The organism is Actinomadura fulvescens (assembly GCF_039533225.1).
In the GTDB taxonomy this organism is placed as follows: Bacteria; Actinomycetota; Actinomycetes; order Streptosporangiales; family Streptosporangiaceae; genus Spirillospora; species Spirillospora fulvescens.
The window spans coordinates 69,539-86,503 of the sequence record NZ_BAAATD010000001.1 but is presented as its reverse complement, the minus strand read 5'-3'; the positions used below and the strand labels follow the sequence as shown (position 1 = coordinate 86,503).

The 16,965-nt window shown below is 71.4% G+C and carries 14 protein-coding genes and 1 tRNA gene; 4 read left to right on the top strand and 11 right to left on the bottom strand.

Annotated elements, in window-relative coordinates; translation table 11 throughout:
* Positions 1–2 precede the first annotated feature (2 nt).
* Positions 3–617, top strand: a complete 615-nt coding sequence (locus ABD333_RS00395; RefSeq protein ID WP_344536555.1) for a Uma2 family endonuclease — start codon at positions 3–5, stop codon at positions 615–617.
* Between the two features lie 15 nt (positions 618–632).
* Here the strand turns inward: ABD333_RS00395 and hutI are convergent, their stop codons facing one another.
* Positions 633–1,796, bottom strand: coding sequence for an imidazolonepropionase (hutI, locus tag ABD333_RS00390; protein WP_344536553.1), 1,164 nt, complete (start codon positions 1,794–1,796; stop codon positions 633–635).
* Between the two features lie 97 nt (positions 1,797–1,893).
* Here hutI and ABD333_RS00385 point away from each other — a divergent pair.
* Positions 1,894–1,990 (top strand) — tRNA-Sec (locus ABD333_RS00385).
* A gap of 34 nt (positions 1,991–2,024) precedes the next feature.
* Here the strand turns inward: ABD333_RS00385 and ABD333_RS00380 are convergent.
* Genes ABD333_RS00380 through aztB form a run of 5 tightly spaced genes read right to left on the bottom strand, consistent with a single transcriptional unit; the run spans position 2,025 to position 8,452 of the window.
* Positions 2,025–4,385: a DUF6042 family protein gene (locus ABD333_RS00380; RefSeq protein WP_344536551.1), complete on the bottom strand. Its 2,361-nt coding sequence runs from the start codon at positions 4,383–4,385 to the stop codon at positions 2,025–2,027.
* Between the two features lie 26 nt (positions 4,386–4,411).
* Entirely contained in the window at positions 4,412–5,560 is a 1,149-nt protein-coding gene (gene aztD, locus ABD333_RS00375) for a zinc metallochaperone AztD (RefSeq protein WP_344536549.1), read from the bottom strand.
* A complete protein-coding gene (gene aztC, locus ABD333_RS00370) occupies positions 5,557–6,474 on the bottom strand; it encodes a zinc ABC transporter substrate-binding protein AztC (RefSeq protein WP_344536547.1) in 918 nt (305 codons plus the stop codon). The genes aztD and aztC overlap by 4 nt, the downstream gene beginning before the upstream one ends.
* Complete coding sequence (locus tag ABD333_RS00365; RefSeq protein ID WP_344536545.1) at positions 6,468–7,616, bottom strand: WD40 repeat domain-containing protein; 1,149 nt, start codon at positions 7,614–7,616, stop codon at positions 6,468–6,470. Before ABD333_RS00365 ends, aztC begins: the two co-directional genes overlap by 7 nt.
* Positions 7,613–8,452, bottom strand: a complete 840-nt coding sequence (aztB, locus tag ABD333_RS00360; protein ID WP_344536543.1) for a zinc ABC transporter permease AztB — start codon at positions 8,450–8,452, stop codon at positions 7,613–7,615. Before aztB ends, ABD333_RS00365 begins: the two co-directional genes overlap by 4 nt.
* 38 nt (positions 8,453–8,490) lie before the next feature.
* Between aztB and aztA the strand changes: the two genes are divergently transcribed.
* Complete coding sequence (gene aztA, locus ABD333_RS00355) at positions 8,491–9,183, top strand: zinc ABC transporter ATP-binding protein AztA (protein WP_344536541.1); 693 nt, start codon at positions 8,491–8,493, stop codon at positions 9,181–9,183.
* On the opposite strand, the gene ABD333_RS00350 is transcribed toward aztA, so the two are convergent.
* Genes ABD333_RS00350 through hutH form a run of 4 tightly spaced genes read right to left on the bottom strand, consistent with a single transcriptional unit; the run spans position 9,184 to position 15,013 of the window.
* Positions 9,184–10,551: a formimidoylglutamate deiminase gene (locus ABD333_RS00350; RefSeq protein WP_344536539.1), complete on the bottom strand. Its 1,368-nt coding sequence runs from the start codon at positions 10,549–10,551 to the stop codon at positions 9,184–9,186.
* A gap of 10 nt (positions 10,552–10,561) precedes the next feature.
* Positions 10,562–11,764, bottom strand: coding sequence for an allantoate amidohydrolase (locus ABD333_RS00345; RefSeq protein ID WP_344536537.1), 1,203 nt, complete (start codon positions 11,762–11,764; stop codon positions 10,562–10,564).
* A 16-nt stretch (positions 11,765–11,780) separates the two neighbouring features.
* On the bottom strand, positions 11,781–13,439 hold the full coding sequence (gene hutU / locus ABD333_RS00340; RefSeq protein ID WP_344536535.1) for a urocanate hydratase: 1,659 nt from the start codon (positions 13,437–13,439) through the stop codon (positions 11,781–11,783).
* A 29-nt stretch (positions 13,440–13,468) separates the two neighbouring features.
* A complete protein-coding gene (gene hutH, locus ABD333_RS00335) occupies positions 13,469–15,013 on the bottom strand; it encodes a histidine ammonia-lyase (RefSeq protein ID WP_344536533.1) in 1,545 nt (514 codons plus the stop codon).
* A gap of 92 nt (positions 15,014–15,105) precedes the next feature.
* Between hutH and ABD333_RS00330 the strand changes: the two genes are divergently transcribed.
* On the top strand, positions 15,106–15,900 hold the full coding sequence (locus ABD333_RS00330) for an IclR family transcriptional regulator (RefSeq protein ID WP_344536531.1): 795 nt from the start codon (positions 15,106–15,108) through the stop codon (positions 15,898–15,900).
* Between the two features lie 116 nt (positions 15,901–16,016).
* On the opposite strand, the gene ABD333_RS00325 is transcribed toward ABD333_RS00330, so the two are convergent.
* Positions 16,017–16,931: an ABC transporter substrate-binding protein gene (locus ABD333_RS00325; protein ID WP_344536529.1), complete on the bottom strand. Its 915-nt coding sequence runs from the start codon at positions 16,929–16,931 to the stop codon at positions 16,017–16,019.
* Positions 16,932–16,965 lie beyond the last annotated feature (34 nt).

The window sequence follows — 16,965 nt, the reverse complement described above, 5'->3', positions numbered from 1 at the left end:
CAATGAACTGGCCGGAACACCCAGATCCGCTGACCCTCGACGAATATCTGGCTCTCGACGAAGAGATCCAGCGCGAGACCGAGCTGGTCGACGGCATCCGCGTCCAGCGAGAGCAGCGCGGAAGAGCGCACCAGAAGACGGCGTTCCGTCTGGCGAACGCCCTGGAGGCGGCCGTCCGCAAGCACCGCCAGTCGTACTCCACCGGCAATCCGCCCTGCTACGAGGTCAACACCGAGGTGAACGTCGTCCTCTGGAACGTCCCACCCGCGACGCGCAAACCGGACGTCATCGTGCACCGCTGCCGAAACCAATTCGAGACGCTCGAAGCGGCCGACGCCCTTGTCGTGGCCGAGGTGATCTCGCGCTGGTCGGAGTCACGCGACCGCATTCATAAAATGGGCGAATATGCCAAGGCAGGCATTCCGCACTACCTGATCGTCCAATTCGATGAGGCGGGTGCGACGATCGTCGAGCATTACGGTCTCCTGGGCGCCCAGCCGGGCTACTCCAAAATCGGCATCACCCATCGGGACCGTGATATTTGGGCACTGAACGTGACCGTGCCCTTCGACATTCAGGTCGGCTGGCCGGAGCTGGATATCGGTCTGCCGATCTGAGCCGATGGCCACGGGTCAGACTCGGTGTCCTGCTTTGAAGACCGCTGCCACCTGCGGGACGCCGGGACGGTAGGCCAGGTGGATGTACGAGGGGGCATCGAGCACCAGCACGTCCCCGCGCGCTCCTACGGCCAGGTGACCCACGTCGGTCCGCCGCAAGGCTTTCGCGCCTCCGGCCGTCGCGCTCCACACGGCCTCGGCCGGGGTCAGCTTCATGTCCCGCACGCCGACCGCGATACAGAACGCCATGCTGGAGCTGTAGCAGGAGCCGGGGTTGCAGTCCGTCGCCAAGGCGACCGTGGCCCCGGCGTCGATGAGCCTCCGCGCGTCGGGGTAGGGCTGCCTCGTCGAGAACTCCACGCCCGGCAGCAACGTCGCCACCGTCTCCGAGTCCGCGAGGGCGGCCACGTCGTCGTCGCTGAGGAACGTGCAGTGATCGGCCGCAGCGGCGCCCAGCTCCACCGCCAGCCGCACGCCGGGGCCGTGGCCCAGCTGGTTGGCGTGCAGTCGCGGCGTGAGCCCGGCCTTGATCCCGGCCTCCAGCACCTCGCGGGTCTGGTCGGCGTCGAACGCGCCGCGTTCGCAGAAGGCGTCGACCCAGCGGGCGTGCGGAGCGCAGGCGGCCATCATCTCGCCCGACACCAGCCGCACGTACCCCTGCGTGTCGTCGCCGTACTCCGAGGGGACCACGTGCGCGCCGAGGAAGGTCACCTCGTCGGCGAACTCCCCCGCGATCCGCACGGCGCGTTCCTCTTGGTCGACCGTCAGCCCGTACCCCGACTTGCACTCCACGGTCGTGGTGCCCTGCCGCGCCATCTCGTCCACGAGCCGCCGCACGTTCGCCCGCAGCTCGTCGTCGGAGGCCTCCCGTGTCCGCGCCACCGTCGTCCGGATGCCGCCCGCCTTGTACGGCTGCCCGCTCATCCGGGCGGCGAACTCCTCCGCGCGCTCCCCCGCGAACACCAGATGCGCGTGGGAGTCGACGAATCCCGGCAGCGCCGCCCGGCCGCCCGCGTCGTGGGACTCGTCGGCGGCGGGCGCCGCCGACGCGGGTCCCACCCAGGCGACCTGGCCGTCCTCGATGACCAGCGCCGCGTCGCGGAGCAGCCCGAGCGGTCCCTCGCCCAGCTCCGGCTCGTTGGTGACCAGTTCGCCGATGTTGTGGATCAGAGTGCTCACCCGGCCAGGATCGCATCCGCGCCCTCCGTTCCGGACGCCGCCCCGGCTCGATCCGTCTCGCATCCGAGACAGATCGGGACCGTGTATCGTCCGCGACGGAGGCGATTGGGTGCCTGGTGGCCCTCCCGGTCTTCAAAACCGATGGGATCCGAGTAGCTCGGGTCGGCGGGTTCGATTCCCGTTCGCCTCCGCCACGCCGCAGCTTCTGAGGACGGCCGTCAGTGGGCGTCAGTTGGACTCGTGCTTGGTGAGCAGGGGTTGGACCAGAGCCGGCCGCTGGTCGGCGCCGCCGACCAGCGGGACCTCTTGGAACTCGCCGGTGCGAATGTCGAGGCGTACGGCGCCGAAGTTTCCGTCCGGGACGGTGAAGAGCAAGGTGTCGCGGTCTTCCCAGACGGGGCGGCCGGGAACGAGGGTGCTGGTCTCCGTGCCCGGCGGGAGCCAGAAGACGTGTGGATCCGAGGCTCCGGTCTCCAAGCCGAAGAGGGTGACCGCCGACGGCTCGTACCGGAACTCGTAAAGGGCGCTTCCGCCTGGCGCGAGACCCTCGGCGGAGTGCACACGGATCTGCCGGCGGGTGCCGTCCGGGAGGATCACCAGCTGGCCGGGTTCCTCGGAGTGGGCGAGAAGAGTGCCGCTCAGCGGGTCGAGCTGGATGGGGGTGTAGGGCAGCCGCTCGGGCTCGGCCCCGGGGACCAAGCGCAGACTGTCCTCGTCGTCGGCGGTGAGGTAAAGGGCTCCCCGGTGGAACGCCGCGAGCCGGATCTGGCGGGCTCGCGGCCAGGGCAGCGTGGTGGTCGATCCGTCGGCCAGATCGATCAGCAGCAGGCGATGGGTGGAGGAGCGGCGGCCGTCGTGCGATCGGCTGACCGCGAGGTGGCGGCCGTCTTCGGCGAGCGCGAACGCGTGGTCGGGTTCGTCGGCCAGGTGCTGGACATGGCCGTCCGGCCGGACCAGGATCGCCCTGTGGCCCGCCTGGTGGAGGACGATCCCGTACGCGGTCTCGAGCGCATGGTCCACGCACTCGCCGGGGAGTCGAGCCAGAGTGACCGGGCGGCCGCCGCGCCACACCACCAGCTCACCGTCCTCGCTGACGAAGCCCGCCCGTGCGGGTTCACCGAGCGGTGGCCGATAGCCCGAGCGTGCCGTCGGCCCTGACGTCCCCACGACCAAGAACTCCGTGGTCGCCACACCGTCGGTGAGGACGATCGTGTCACCCGAGTCGGAGATCTGCTCCAGCGCGAACGACTCGTTCCAATCGGGCTCCTCCCAGCCATCCTTGAGACCAAGTTCATCTGCGTCCTCGGAGTCGAGTCCGTCTCCGGCTGTCCAGGGAGGTCCGGCGGGTGCGGCCAAGGGCAGTGGCTCGCTGTCGTTCTGGTCTTCTTCTTGTGGCAACGCGGTCATTCGCGTGCCGTCGACGAGTAGGAGGCTTTCATCCTGCGCGTACTGCAGCGCACTTTGGACCAGCTCGGGCGAGGCGAGCAGCCGTTCTGCCAGGGCCGGCACATCGACGGTGGCGGTGCAGTCCGGGGACCATTGAGCTACCGACACGATGTCGGCGGCCAGTTCGGCGTAGCGGTAGAAGACGTTCTGCTGCCGCATCTCAAACAGCCGGTCTTCTGGCAGCCGCAGGACGTTCTCAGGCCGGGGCGGTTCGGGGACGACCTGGTATCGGATGGTGCCGCTGGTCTCGCTGGCAGTGAGGACTCCGGCGGCCACCAGGAACGACAGCAGGTCTCGCCGAGTGGCGGGCGTTGGAGCGCTGAGCTGGCCGGCCCATTCCGCAAGCTCGGCCCGTTCGGCTTCGGTGTCCGCCAGCACGGTCTGATAGATGTCGGCCTCGTTCTGATCCAGATCCGCATGGCCGGTCGGCAGCGGTTCCGGTGGAACCTGCCAGATGGGTTCGTCCAGTCGCCCGGTCGGCCTTTCCCCCGCGAAGAAGGCAGCGTCGATCTCCTCCGCGGTCGCTCCGCTTGGACGCACCGCGGTGGCGGCCCGAGCGGCATAGAGGACGTCACCGCCCACGCACGCGAGGATGTCGGCCCAGCCGTCGCCATCGTCGGCTAGAGCCGGTTCGCTGCGCGCCAGCCAGCGGGGCGGCTGCGGTGCACCGGGCGCGGGCCAGAACTGCACCCGCCAGATATCGCCTTCCTCGGCCTGGAAGCCAGGGACCTGCGACGGTGTGCACTTGCGTGAGACCCTGGCCCGGTAGAAACCCGGTGGACCGAGCTCCAGGGGATGGTCGTACCCGTCCCCTGGGATCACCGTGTCCAGCACGACCGAGCCGACGCCGCAGTGATAAGGGGTCTCCACGACGTCGTCCCAGTCGCTGAGATCGTCGGGTGGTGCCTGGTCGTGGACCTCCAGCCGCACCTGCCGGTCGGCGTCCCGGGCGCCGGCCCGCAGCCAGCCGTCCCCGGCCCGCGCGACCGACCCGCAGGGCTGAGCGTGATCAAGAAATTCGCTGAGCGCTTCCAGCTCCGGCCGCGATTCGACCTCGAGGTCGTGATCCCAATGATCACGAATCATCAGGGTCGAGTACTCGGGCCAGTAGTCATCGGTCTCGTGCACCCGCAAGAGAGACATACCGCCCGAAGATACCAATCCCGCCGTCAGGTGCCGGTGATCTCGTTGGGGGCCTGGGGGAGGTCGGCGGTGGCTTCGATCTTGCCGGTCTCGATGTTCACCGCGTGGAGCCTCTTGGTGGACGGGTCGGTGACGTAGGCGGTGTGGTCGCGGACGTGGAGGGCCGGGCGGGCGTCCTGCCAGTCGGTGGGCTCCTTCCACGGGGCGAGGAGCTTGATGGTCTTGGTGACCTTGGCCTTTTCGGGGTCGATGACGCGCAGCGCGCCGTCGGTGCCGAGGACGAGGGCCTCTCCGTGCGGGCCTCGGCCGAGGGAGCGGAAGGTGTAGCTGGCGCCCAGGTCGAGCAGGCGGAGCTGGTTCGTGGTGGTGTCGATGAGGGAGATGCGTTCCGGGCGTTCGAGTTCGGCGTCGGGGTCGGTCTTGTAGTCGCCGAGGACGATCGGGGACTCCTCGTGGCCCGCCTGGTTGCCGATGCGGCCGTACTCGTCCGGGGACGCGACCTTGGTGATCTTGCCGTCGGCGTAGATGAGTACTCCGTTCTCGCAGCCGATGACCACGGTCTCGTCCTTGGCCGTGGTCTCGCCGTGCACGCCGGGGCACTGCTCGTTGCGGGTGATCTCGGTGCCCTGGGGGTTCAGGACGCGGATGCCGGTGCGCTTGTCCTCGGTGCCGAGGGTGGAGACCAGCTCGCCGTTCTTGAGCTGGATGGCGACGCCGTGGTGGGGATGCTCGCTGGTGTGGGTGGTGACCTTCGGCAGGGCGGTGCCGAGCTCGCGGGGGTCGAACGTCATGATCTTGCCGGTGCCGTCGGAGAACAGCACGGTCCTGCCCGCGTGCCGGACCACGTGGCCGGGCTTGGGAGCGGCGAACTCCTCGGCTCGCAGAGTCGCGCCGGCCGCGTCGAGCACCCGGAACCCGGTGGCCGTCGAGACCAGCACGTGGCGGCCGTCACCGGCCGCGTTGACGCGGTTGAAGCCCGGCAGCGGGATGTCGTGCACGACCTTGAGCGTCGCGCGGTCCAGGATCTGGAGGCCGCCCTCGTAGGTCGTGACGAGCGGGTCGGCGACCTTCACCGGTGCCTTCGCGGCGGCGGCCGTGGACGTCTTGGTGTCGGAGCCGCCGCCGCAACTGGCGAGGGCAAGGGTGATCGGGAGGGCCAGGAGCAGGCGCTTCATTGTTCTCTTTCCTGTGTGAGGCCGGAGACGATGGCGCCCGTGTTGGCGCGCATCATCCGCAGGTAGGTGGGGGCGCCGCCGTCGGCGGCGGTGAGCGATTCGGAGTAGAGCGAGGCGACCCGGATGCGCAGGCCCGTCTCGGCCGCCATGACGCGGACGAGCCGGTCGGTCTGGGACGAGTCGGCGAAGACCGTCGGGACGCCCGCGCGGCGGACGGCGTCGGCCAGCGACTTCAGGTCCGCGCCGGAGGGTGAGGCGAGGGTCGTGCCGCTCGGGATGACCGCGCCGATCACGGTGAAGCCGAACCGTTCGGCCAGGTAGCCGAAGACGTGGTGGTTGGTGACCAGGTTGCGGCGGTCGGCGGGGAGCGTCGCGAAGCGTTCCGTCATCCAGCGGTCCAGGTCGGTCAGCCGGGCGCGGTACGCGGCGGCGTTCGCGCGGATCTTGGCCGTGTCGGCATCGGGCACGTGCTCGACGATCCGGGCGGTGATCAGGTCGACGGCCTTGAGCATCCGGCCGGGATCGGTCCAGAAGTGCGGGTCGGGCCGCCGCGCGTTCGCGCCGGTCCGGTAGGGCAGCGGGCCGATGCCCGCGCCGACGTCGAGGGCCGGGACGCCGGACTCGCGGGCGGCCTCGACGTTGCGGGCCACGCCCTCCTCCAGGCCGAGCCCGTTGTGGATCAGCAGCGCCGCGTTCTCCATCCGCGCGGCGTCCTGGGCGGAGACGCCGAACGAGTGGGGGTCGGCGCCCGGCTTCATCAGCACCGTGACCGTGCTCTCCGTGCCGGCGATGGCTCGGGTGACGTCACCGAGGATGTTGGTGGTGACGACGATGCCCGTACGGTCGGGGCCGAGCGCCGAGCACCCGGTGAGGGCGAGGAGCAGCAGGAACGCGGCGGCGGCGCGGGTCACCATCCTGTCTCCACCAGGTGCGCGGGGGCGGACGGCAGGTCGAACGTGCGGGCACGGCGGAGCCCGTCGCGATAGTCGATCTCTATGACCCGGCGGCCTGCGGAGTCGTTGACGTAGGCGCGTGCCGTGTCGACCTGGATCACCGGCGTGGCGGGGTTCTTCAGCACGGCGGTGCGGTCGCGTTCCTTGCCGGTGGTCGCGTCATAGGAGCGCAGCGTGCCGTCGGCGTCGAGCGCCAGGACGGGAGAATCCTCGCCGGTACCGCTCACGGCGACCATGGGAGCCGAGCCCGCGCGTTTCCACGATCGGGCGGCCAGATCGAGCATCCACAGTCCGCGATCGCCCGCCTTGGCGGCCAGGATCGGGGTGTCCGGCCGGTGGTGGAAGCCGGTCGCCCGTTCCGTCTCGGGGACGCGGCCGGGGTAGGGGATCTTGGTTCCGGTCAGGCGGCCGCCCCGCCCGGTCACCAGCAGGGCGCCGTCCGCGCAGCCCAGCACGGCTCCGCGCCTGGTCACCGCGTGGCCTCGCGCTTGCGGGCACCGTTCGGTGAGGCGGGATCTCTCCGCGCCCTGACGGTCGTGCACCCGTACGGTCCCGTCACGCCCGGCGATGACGAGATGCTCGGCGTACGCGACGGCGGCGCTGCCCGGGAGCTCGCGGGCGGCCGGGAGCTTGCCGCTCTCCAGTGCCTTGCGGTCGAGGACGCGGACGGTGGTCCCGTCCGAGATCGCGGTGACCGACGGGTCTCCGGTGATGGCGGCGGCAGCGCCCGGAAGGGTTCCGACGTCGCGGACGGCGGTCTTGTAGTAGTGGACGTGGTCTCCGTGGTCGACGGTCCAGACCCCGGTGTCGATCACGCGAATCCCGCCCGGCACGGTCACGTAGGCGAAGCGCCCGTCGCTGCCCGCCCCGGTGACACCGGGAGCCGTGGCCGCCTCGGTGACCTTCTCGGTGGCGGGGTCCAGGAGGCGGACGCGGCCGTCGTCACCGGTCAGAACGAGCCGCCACTGCGCTTCGGAGGTCTCCTCGGCTCCCTCCACGTAGCCGTGCGGCTTCTCCGCCGGGGCCTGGGCCGCTCCGGAGCCGCACGCGGTGGCCAGCAGTCCGGCCGCCGCGAGAGTGATGGCCATGCGGTGCGCGCTCATGAGGCGTGCTCCGCGCCGCGTAGCCGCGCCACCGTGGCGGACAGCGAGGCGGACAGGAAGAAGATGCCCACGGCCGTCGCCGCGATGGTCGCCCCGGCCGCCGTGCGCAGGTGCCACGAGACCAGCAGCCCGATGACCGTGGCGGCGGACCCGGCCAGCGCGGCTCCGGCCATGACGAGGGGAACGCTGCGCGCCCACAGCACGGCGGCGGCAGGCGGCGCGATCAACAGGCCGAAGACGAGGAGCGTGCCCACCACGTGGAAGGACGCGGTGAGCGCGAGTGTCAGCAGGGCGAGCAGCAGGCCGTGCGCCAGCCGGGGGCGCAGCCCGAGAGTGGCGGCCTTGCGCGGGTCGAAGGCCAGGGCGAGGAACGCGCGGTGCCCCACGAGGGCGAGGACGGCCGCGATGCCGAGGGCCACGGCCAGCAGCACCAGGTCACGGGTCCGGACGGCGAGCACGTCGCCGAAGAGGAAGGCGGTGAGGTCGACGGCGAAGTCGTCCGACCGCGAGACGAGGATCACGCCGAGCGCGAGCATCCCGGCGAACAGCAGCCCGATGGCGGTGTCCTGCGACAACCGGCGTGACCGCGACAGCGCGGTGACGCCGAACGCCATCGCGACCGCGCTGGCGAGGGCACCGGCGAGCAGGTCGCCGCCCAGCAGCGAGGCCACGGCCACTCCCGGCAGCATCCCGTGGGACATCGCGTCGCCGAGGAAGGCCATGCCGCGCAGGACGACCCACGTCCCGGCGAGGGCGCAGATGCCGGAGACCAACAAACCGCCCCACAGCGCACGTTCAACGAATGACACACCAAAAGGTGCGAACAGCCAATCCATGGCGGCACCCTATAATGAAAACCGTTATCGTTTGCAACATGGGTGGTGGATGGGTGGGAACGGCGATCGAGCTGCGCGGAGTCGACGCGGGCTACGGCGGGAAACGGGCACTGACGGGCGTCTCCGCCGAGTTGCCCCGCGGACGGGCCACCGCCCTGCTCGGGCACAACGGGTCAGGGAAGTCGACGCTGCTCGGCGTCCTGGCGGGCCTGCACGCGCCGTGGGCAGGCACCGTGCACTGCGACGGCGAACGGCGTCCGGCACTCGTCCTCCAGCACACGGCCGCCAGCGTCGCCCTGCCCTTGTCGGTCCGTGACGCGGTCATGGTGGGACGGTGGGAACGCCGCGGCTGGTGGCGCCGGACGACCGCCCGCGACCGCGCCGTCGTCCGGGATTGCCTGGAACGGGTGGGCGCCGCCGACCTGGCCCGCCGCCGGTTCGCCGACCTGTCAGGAGGGCAGCGTCAGCGCGTCCTCATCGCGCAGGGCTTGGCGCAGGAGTCGGACGTGCTGCTGCTCGACGAGCCCGGCGCCGGACTGGACGCCGCCGCGCGCGAACGCGTCCTCGACCTCATCGATGAGATCACGGCGGCGGGCACGACCGTGGTGCACGCCACCCACGACGGCGACGCGGCCCGCCGCGCCGATCACTGCCTGCTCCTGCGGGACGGGCGGGTCCGGGCCGAAGGACGTCCCGAGGAGGTGCTGGCGGCACCCTCCAGCGGAAAGTGATCAGTCCTCGGGCTCGGTTTCGGGTTCAGCGGTCACCTCGGCGATCGCGGCCGCCAGTGCCGCCGGGACGTCCGCCACCAGGAGATGACGGCCGTCGCGGACGATCTCGCGGCCCGAGACCACGACATTGCGGACGTCGGCGGCCGTGGCGGCGAACACGGCGGCCTCGGCCGCGAACTCCGCCCCCGCGCCCGCCGTGCGCACCGAGTCGAGCGCGATCGTGACCAGGTCGGCGTACGAGCCCGGCTCCAGGCGCCCCGCCTCCGGCCAGCCCAGGCCGTAGTGGCCGGTGGACGTGGCGGCGGCGAGCAGCTCACCGGAACTCCAGTGCCCGCGCTGCCGGGTGCGCAGCCGTTCGTCCAGCTCGACCGCGCGCGCCTCCTCGAACAGGTCGATCACCGCGTGCTGGTCCGAGCCGAGGCAGATCGGCGCACCGGCGTCGCACAGGTCGCGGGCGGGCCCGATGCCGTCGGCGAGGTCGCGCTCGGTCGTCGGGCACATGCACACGCCCGTCGTCGTGGTGCCGAGCAGCCCGATGTCCTCCTCGGTCAGATGGGTGGCGTGCACTGCGACGGTGAGGGCGCCGAGCGCGCCGCAGTCGGCGAGGAGGCGGGTCGGCGTCACCCCGTACTCGGCCTCGCACGCCTCGTTCTCGGCGGGCTGCTCGGAGAGGTGGACGTGCAGCGGCGCCCGGTGTTGCTTGGCCCAGCTCGCGACCGAGGCGAGTTGCTCGCGCGGCACGGCGCGCACGGAGTGGATCGCGGCGCCCACCCGGGCGTGCGGGCGGGCGGTCTTGCCGGTCGCCTCGTAGAGGCTGTCGACGCGGCGCGCCCAGTTGCCGGCGGTCCCGTCGCCGAAGCGCAGCTGCGGCCCCTTGAGAGGCTGCCCGATCCCGCCCGTCAGGTAGCAGGCGTCCAGGAGCGTGATCCGGATGCCCGCGTCGGCGGCGGCGGCGATCAGCGCCTCCCCCATGGCGTTCGGCTCGCCGTAGGGTTCGCCGTCCGGACCGTGGTGCAGGTAGTGGAACTCACCGACGCAGCTGATCCCGGCGAGGGCCATCTCCGCGTACACGGCGGTGGCCAGGGCGCGGTACGAGACGGGATCGAGCCGTTCGGCGACCTTGTACATCTGCTCGCGCCACGTCCAGAACGTGCCGCGGCCGGCCTGGACGCGGCCGCGGAGAGCGCGGTGGAAGGCGTGGGAATGGGCGTTGGCCAGGCCCGGAAGGGTCAGGCCGGGGAGCCGGGCGGCGTCCGGCGGGGCCGGGACACCGGGCATGACGCTGGTGAAACGTTCTCCGTCGGCCTCGATGAGCACATCGGCGGCCACTCCGTCTCCGAGCCAGGCGTACTCGGCATGCCATCGCATACTGGGACCTCTACCCGCAAGCAAGGTCGTTGAGTACGGTCGCGAGGGCCTCAACTCCGGCCAGGCAGTCGTCCTCCTCGGCGTACTCCGAGGGCGCGTGGGACACACCGGTCGGATTGCGCACGAACAACATCGCGGTCGGTACGCGCGCCGCCAGGATGCCCGCGTCGTGCCCGGCGCCCGTCGGCAGGACGGGCACGCCGCCGAGTGCCTTGACCACCCGGTCACGCAGGTCGAGGTTGAAGTCGACGACCTCGGTGTAGGACTCCTCGGCCAGCTCCACGGTCACCCCGTGCGCCGCGGCCCGGGCCCGCGCCGCCTCGTGGACCTCCGCCACCGTGCGCCGGACGACGTCCTCGAACGGGCCTCGGCTGTCGAGCCAGGCGGCGACGTGGGACGGGATGGCGTTGACCCCGCCGGGCGTCACGTCCACCTTGCCGACCGTGGCGACGGTCCCGTGGCGTTCGGCAGCGCTGCGGGCGGCGAGCACCATCCAGGCGAACGCGAGCATCGGGTCGTGCCGGTCGGCCAGCCGGGTGGTGCCCGCGTGGTTGCCCTCCCCGGCGAAGTCGAACCGCCACCGCCCGTGCGGGACGATCGAGCTGGCAGCCCCGACCGGATCGGCCAACGCACGCCCCTGCTCTACGTGGAGCTCGACGTAGCAGCCGATCCGGCCGAGCAGCTCCTCGTCCGGGCCGATCGTGTCGGGGTCGATGCCGTGCTCGGCGGCCACCTCGGCGAACGACCGGCCGTCCGCGTCGGTGAGGCCCCTGGCCCGGGCGGGGTCGATGGCACCGCTGAGCAGCCGCGAGCCCAGGCAGGCGACGCCGAACCGCGCGCCCTCCTCCTCGGCGAAGACGCCGATCCCGATCGGCCGGTCCGGCCGTGCGCCGCGTTCGCGCAGCCGGTCGACGGCGGCGAACGCGGACACGACGCCGAGCGGGCCGTCGAACGCGCCGCCGCCGGGCACCGAGTCCAGGTGACTGCCCGTCAGCACGCCCTTGGCAGAGCGGTCGACGCCGTCGGGATACCACCAGGCGAAGAGGTTGCCGTTGCGGTCGCGTTCGACCTCCAGATCACGCCCGCGCGCCTCGTCGAGGAACCATGCACGGCACTCCAGCTCGGGCGCGGTCCACACGAACCGCCGGTAACCACCGCCCTCGGGATCGCGCCCGACCGGCAGCAGTGCCGCCCACATCTCCTCGAAGCTCACGGTTCTCCCCGGTTGATCAGATCTCGGACATCGGGACGCGGATGCCCTGTTCGGCGGCGACCTCCTTGGCGCGGTCGTAGCCCGCGTCCGCGTGCCGCATCACGCCCGAGCCCGGGTCGTTGGTCAGGACGCGCTGGAGCTTCTCGCCCGCCAGCGCCGTGCCGTCGGCCACGCAGACCTGCCCGGAGTGGATCGAACGGCCGATGCCCACGCCGCCGCCGTGGTGGATCGAGACCCAGGTGGCGCCCGACGAGGTGTTGAGCATCGCGTTCAGCAGCGGCCAGTCGGCGATCGCGTCGGAGCCGTCGAGCATGCCCTCGGTCTCGCGGTAGGGCGAGGCGACCGAGCCGGTGTCGAGGTGGTCGCGGCCGAGCACGATCGGCGCGCTGATCTCGCCGCGCGCGACGAGGTCGTTGAAGACCTCGCCCGCCTTGTCGCGTTCGCCGTAGCCGAGCCAGCAGATGCGGGACGGCAGGCCCTGGAAGTGCACCTTCTCCCCCGCCATCTTGATCCACCGGGTCAGCGGCTCGTTGTCGGGGAACAGCTCCAGGATCGCCCGGTCGGTGCGGGCGATGTCCTTGGGGTCACCGGACAGCGCGGCCCAGCGGAACGGGCCCTTGCCCTCGCAGAACAGCGGCCGGATGTAGGCGGGCACGAAGCCCGGGAAGTCGAAGGCCCTGGCGTAGCCGTGCAGCTGCGCCTCGCCGCGGATCGAGTTGCCGTAGTCGAACACCTCGGCGCCCGCGTCCTGGAAGCCGACCATGGCCTCCACGTGCACGGCCATCGACTCGCGGGCCTTGGCGATGAAGCCCTCGGGGTCCTTGTCGCGGGCGGCGACCATGTCCTCGAACGCCACGCCGCGCGGCAGGTACATCAGCGGGTCGTGCGCGCTGGTCTGGTCGGTGACGATGTCGATCGGGGCGCCGCGGCGCAGCAGCTCGGGCACGAGGTCGGCGGCGTTGCCGAGCACGCCGATCGACAGCGGGCGGCGGGCCGCCTTGGCCTCCTCCGCGAGCCGGAGCGCCTCGTCCAGCGAGTCGGCCCGCACGTCGCAGTAGCGGTGCGCCACACGGCGGTCGATGCGGGACGGGTCGCACTCGACGCAGATGGCGACACCGCCGTTCATGGTGACGGCCAGCGGCTGGGCGCCGCCCATGCCGCCGAGCCCGGCGGTCAGCGTGATCGTCCCGGCCAGCGAGCCGCCGAAGCGCTTGGCGGCCACGGCGGCGAACGTCTCGTACGTGCCCTGCAGGATGCCCTGGGTGCCGATGTAGATCCACGATCCGGCGGTCATCTGGCCGTACATCGTGAGCCCGAGCGACTCCAGCCGCCGGAACTCCTCCCACGTCGCCCACTGCGGCACCAGGTTGGAGTTGGCGATGAGCACCCGCGGCGCCCACTCGTGCGTACGGAAGATCCCGACCGGCTTCCCGGACTGGACGAGCAGCGTCTCGTCGCCCTCCAGCCCGCTCAGCGAGCGGACGATGCCGTCGAAGGAGTTCCAGTCGCGCGCGGCCTTCCCGGTCCCGCCGTAGACGACGAGCTCATCGGGGTGCTCGGCCACCTCGGGATCGAGGTTGTTCTGGATCATGCGCAGCGCGGCCTCCTGCGGCCACCCCTTCGCGGCGGTCAGTGAGGTGCCGCGCGGTGCGCGCACAGGGCGAGGACCAGACATGCGGGTGCTCCTATTCCAGGTGGGGAAGCTCAGGAGAGCGGGCCGGTGACGGTTTCGGCGGCGGCGACGATGGCGCCGTCGCGGACGAGTTCGGTGGCGGCCGCGATCTCGGGTGCCAGGTACCGGTCGGGGCCGGGGCCGGGGACCCGTTCGCGCAGCCGGGCGACCACGGCGCCGGTCGCGGGACCGGGCCGCAGCGGTGTGCGCAGGTCGAGGGCGCGGGCGGCGGTGAGGATCTCGACGGCGACGACCTGGGCGAGCCCGTCGACGACCCGGCGCAGCTTGCGCGCCGAGTTCCAGCCCATCGAGACGTGGTCCTCCTGCATCGCAGAGCTGGGGATCGAGTCGGCGCTGGCGGGGGCGGCCAGCCGCTTCAGCTCCGAGACGATCGCGGCCTGCGTGTACTGGGCGATCATGTGGCCGGAGTCGACGCCGGGGTCATCGGCCAGGAACGGCGGCAGGCCGAACGAGCGGGCCTTGTCGAGCATGCGGTCGGTGCGGCGCTCGGACATCGAGGCGACGTCGGCCGACGGGATGGCCAGGAAGTCCAGTACATACGCGACGGGGGCGCCGTGGAAGTTGCCGTTGGACTCCACGCGGCCGTCGGGCAGGACCACCGGGTTGTCCACGGCGGAGGCCAGCTCGCGCGAGGCGACCAGCTCGGCGTGCGCGAGGGTGTCGCGGGCGGCGCCGTGGACCTGCGGGGAGCAGCGCAGCGAGTACGCGTCCTGGACGCGGGTGCAGTCCGGGCCGCGGTGCGACTCCATGATCTCCGAGTCGTCGAGCAGGGCGCGCAGGTTGGCGGCCGAGACGGCCTGGCCCGGGTGGGGGCGCAGGTCCTGCAGATCGGCGGCGAAGACGCGGTCGGTGCCGAGCAGTGCCTCGACGGTCATCGCGGCGGCCACGTCGGCGGCGGTGAGCAGGCGGTGCAGGTCGCGGATCGCGAGCACCAGCATGCCGAGCATGCCGTCGGTGCCGTTGAGCAGCGCGAGGCCCTCCTTCTCACCGAGCGCGACCGGGGAGATCCCGGCCTCGGCCAGCGCGTCGGCGGCGGGCCGCAGCTCGCCTTGGGCGTCCCGCACCATGCCCTCGCCGATCAGGGCCAGCGCGACATGGGCGAGCGGGGCAAGGTCTCCGGAACAGCCCAGGCTGCCGTGCTCGTGCACGATCGGCGTGATGCCCGCGTTCAGCAGCGCCGCCAGCGCCTGGGCGGTGGCCGGCCGCACGCCGGTCCGGCCGGACGCCAGCGTGCGCAGCCTCAGCAGCATCATCGCCCGGACGACCTCGCGCTCGACCTCCGGGCCCGACCCGGCCGCGTGTGAACGCACGATGTTGAGCTGGAGCTTCGCCCGCAGTTCGGGCGCGATGTGCCGGGTGGCCAGCGCGCCGAAGCCGGTGGAGACGCCGTAGACGGGCGTGGGCCGCGCCGAAAGCTCGTCGATGTGCGACCGGGTGGCCGCCATGCCCTTGAGCGCGTCGCCGGTGAGCGTGACCGGTGCGCCGTCGCGGGCCACCGCCACGACCTGATCGAAGGCCAGAGGTTCCGGTCCGACCTCGATGTTCGTGTCCCCCATGCCGAAACTCATACCCACCATTGGATCGCGTGGATCGCCGCCCCCCTAGGGCCCCTTGGGCCGATGTGTCTGAAATGCGAGACAATGGGCCCATGTCTCAGGTGCCCGCCGCTCGCCGCGCCCTGGCCGTGCTGCGCCTGCTCGCCGGTTCCGCCGGCCCCCTCCCGGCCTCAACGATCGCCCGTTCCCTCGGCCTGCCCCGATCGAGCACGTATCACCTGCTCACAGCCATGGCCGAGGACGGTTTCGTCTCCTACCTGCCCGAGGAACGCCGCTGGGGGCTGGGCGTCGGCGCGTTCGAGGTCGGCTCGGCCTACCTGCGCCACGGCCCGCTCGAACGCCTGGCCCGCCCGCTGCTGCGCCGGCTGGTCGACAGCCTCGGCGAGATCGCCCAGCTCGGCGTCCTGCACGGCGCCGAGACCCTCTACCTGCTGAAAGAACAACCACGACGGCACGCGACCCTCGTCACCGACGTAGGCGTGCGAATCCCAGCACAGCTGACCGCCAGCGGCCGGTCAATGCTGGCCCACCTGCCCGCCGCCCAGGTCCGTGCCCTCTTCCCCGGCCCGTTCGTCGACCGCACGGGCCAAGGCCCGTCGTCCCTCCGAGAGCTCCGCCGCGAGCTCGCCGAGGAGGCCCGGCGCGGCTGGTCGGTCGAGGACGGCTACGTCACCGAGGGCTTCGCGAGCATCGCCGCCTGCTCGTTCGACCACACCGGCCACCCCACCGCGGCGATCACCGTCACGTTCCGCCGGGAGAAGCGCCCCGAGGACACCTGGCCGCAGCTAGCAACCCGCATCCGCACCACCGCCGCCGACCTCACGGCCCGCCTGGGCGGCCATGCCCCGGCGGGTATGAACACCAGCCACCGCGAGCGCGCTGACTGAGCTGGAGCGAGCCGCCAGGCGAAGCTTCACGCGAAGATCGCGAAGCGATGTCGCGCTCGCCGCTTGCACGATTCAGCCCCGAGCCGCCAGGCTCGGGGCTGAAGTCGTGAAAGCAATTAAATGAGGCCCGACTTCTGGAGCCAGTCCTTGGCGACGTCCTCGGGGTCGGCCTTCTCGGTCTCCATCTTGCCGTTCATGTCGAGCAGGTCCTGGGTGGTGAGCTTGGCCGAGACCGCGTTGAGCGCGGCCCGGGCGGTCTCGTTCACCTTGGACTTGTAGACGAGCGGCAGGACGTTCTGGGCGCCGAAGACGTTCTTGGGGTCCTCCAGCACGACCAGCTTCTGCTTGGCGATGGACGGGTTGGTGGTGAAGAGGTTGGCGGCCTGGATCTGTCCCTTGGTGAGGTTGGACAGGGTGATCGGCCCGGTGTCCAGGGACTTGAACTGCTTGAACTTCAGGCCGTAGACCTTCTCCAGCCCGACCATGCCCTGCTGGCGGGTCTTGAACTCCGGCGGGCCGCCGACGACCATGTTCGTCGCGACCGGCTTGAGGTCCTCGATGGTCTTGAGCTTGTTCTTGCTCGCGGTGTCGGCGGTCACCACGAGGGCGTCCTTGTCCTCGGCCTTGGAGGGGTTGAGGATCTCCAGCGTGGCCGGCAGCTTGGCCTTGAGCGCGGCGTCCACCTCCTCGGTCGTGGACGCGGGGTTGCTCTTGTCGACCCGCGCCAGGAGCGCGCCGTTGTACTCAGGGAACACCTGGATCGCGCCGCTCTCGACCTGGCCGTAGTAGACCTCACGGGCACCGATCTTGAACTTGCGCTCGACCTTGACGCCCTTGGCCTCCATGGCCTGCGCGTAGAGCTCGCCGATGAGCTCGCTCTCGCCGAAGTCGGCGGAGCCGACCGTGATGGTCCCTCCGGCGCCGCCCTTGTCACCGCCCTTGAGCGGGTCGTCGCCACCGCTGTCGCCGCACGCGGCGAGCGCGAGCGTGGCGGCCAGGGCGACCGCGGCGCCTCGAATGAACCGGGACATATCTCGTTCCTTCCTCAAGGGCCTCACAGAGCCC

What these genes read in the sequence shown, in the direction of transcription:
- ABD333_RS00395 (WP_344536555.1), top strand. Translation starts at nt 3, where the DNA reads ATGAACTGGCCGGAACACCCAGATCCGCTGACCCTCGACGAATATCTG.
- ABD333_RS00380 (WP_344536551.1), bottom strand. Translation starts at nt 4,385, where the DNA reads ATGTCTCTCTTGCGGGTGCACGAGACCGATGACTACTGGCCCGAGTAC.
- aztD (WP_344536549.1), bottom strand. Translation starts at nt 5,560, where the DNA reads ATGAAGCGCCTGCTCCTGGCCCTCCCGATCACCCTTGCCCTCGCCAGT.
- aztC (WP_344536547.1), bottom strand. Translation starts at nt 6,474, where the DNA reads ATGGTGACCCGCGCCGCCGCCGCGTTCCTGCTGCTCCTCGCCCTCACC.
- ABD333_RS00365 (WP_344536545.1), bottom strand. Translation starts at nt 7,616, where the DNA reads ATGAGCGCGCACCGCATGGCCATCACTCTCGCGGCGGCCGGACTGCTG.
- aztB (WP_344536543.1), bottom strand. Translation starts at nt 8,452, where the DNA reads ATGGATTGGCTGTTCGCACCTTTTGGTGTGTCATTCGTTGAACGTGCG.
- aztA (WP_344536541.1), top strand. Translation starts at nt 8,491, where the DNA reads ATGGGTGGTGGATGGGTGGGAACGGCGATCGAGCTGCGCGGAGTCGAC.
- ABD333_RS00350 (WP_344536539.1), bottom strand. Translation starts at nt 10,551, where the DNA reads ATGCGATGGCATGCCGAGTACGCCTGGCTCGGAGACGGAGTGGCCGCC.
- hutU (WP_344536535.1), bottom strand. Translation starts at nt 13,439, where the DNA reads ATGTCTGGTCCTCGCCCTGTGCGCGCACCGCGCGGCACCTCACTGACC.
- hutH (WP_344536533.1), bottom strand. Translation starts at nt 15,013, where the DNA reads ATGGGGGACACGAACATCGAGGTCGGACCGGAACCTCTGGCCTTCGAT.
- ABD333_RS00330 (WP_344536531.1), top strand. Translation starts at nt 15,106, where the DNA reads ATGTCTCAGGTGCCCGCCGCTCGCCGCGCCCTGGCCGTGCTGCGCCTG.
- ABD333_RS00325 (WP_344536529.1), bottom strand. Translation starts at nt 16,931, where the DNA reads ATGTCCCGGTTCATTCGAGGCGCCGCGGTCGCCCTGGCCGCCACGCTC.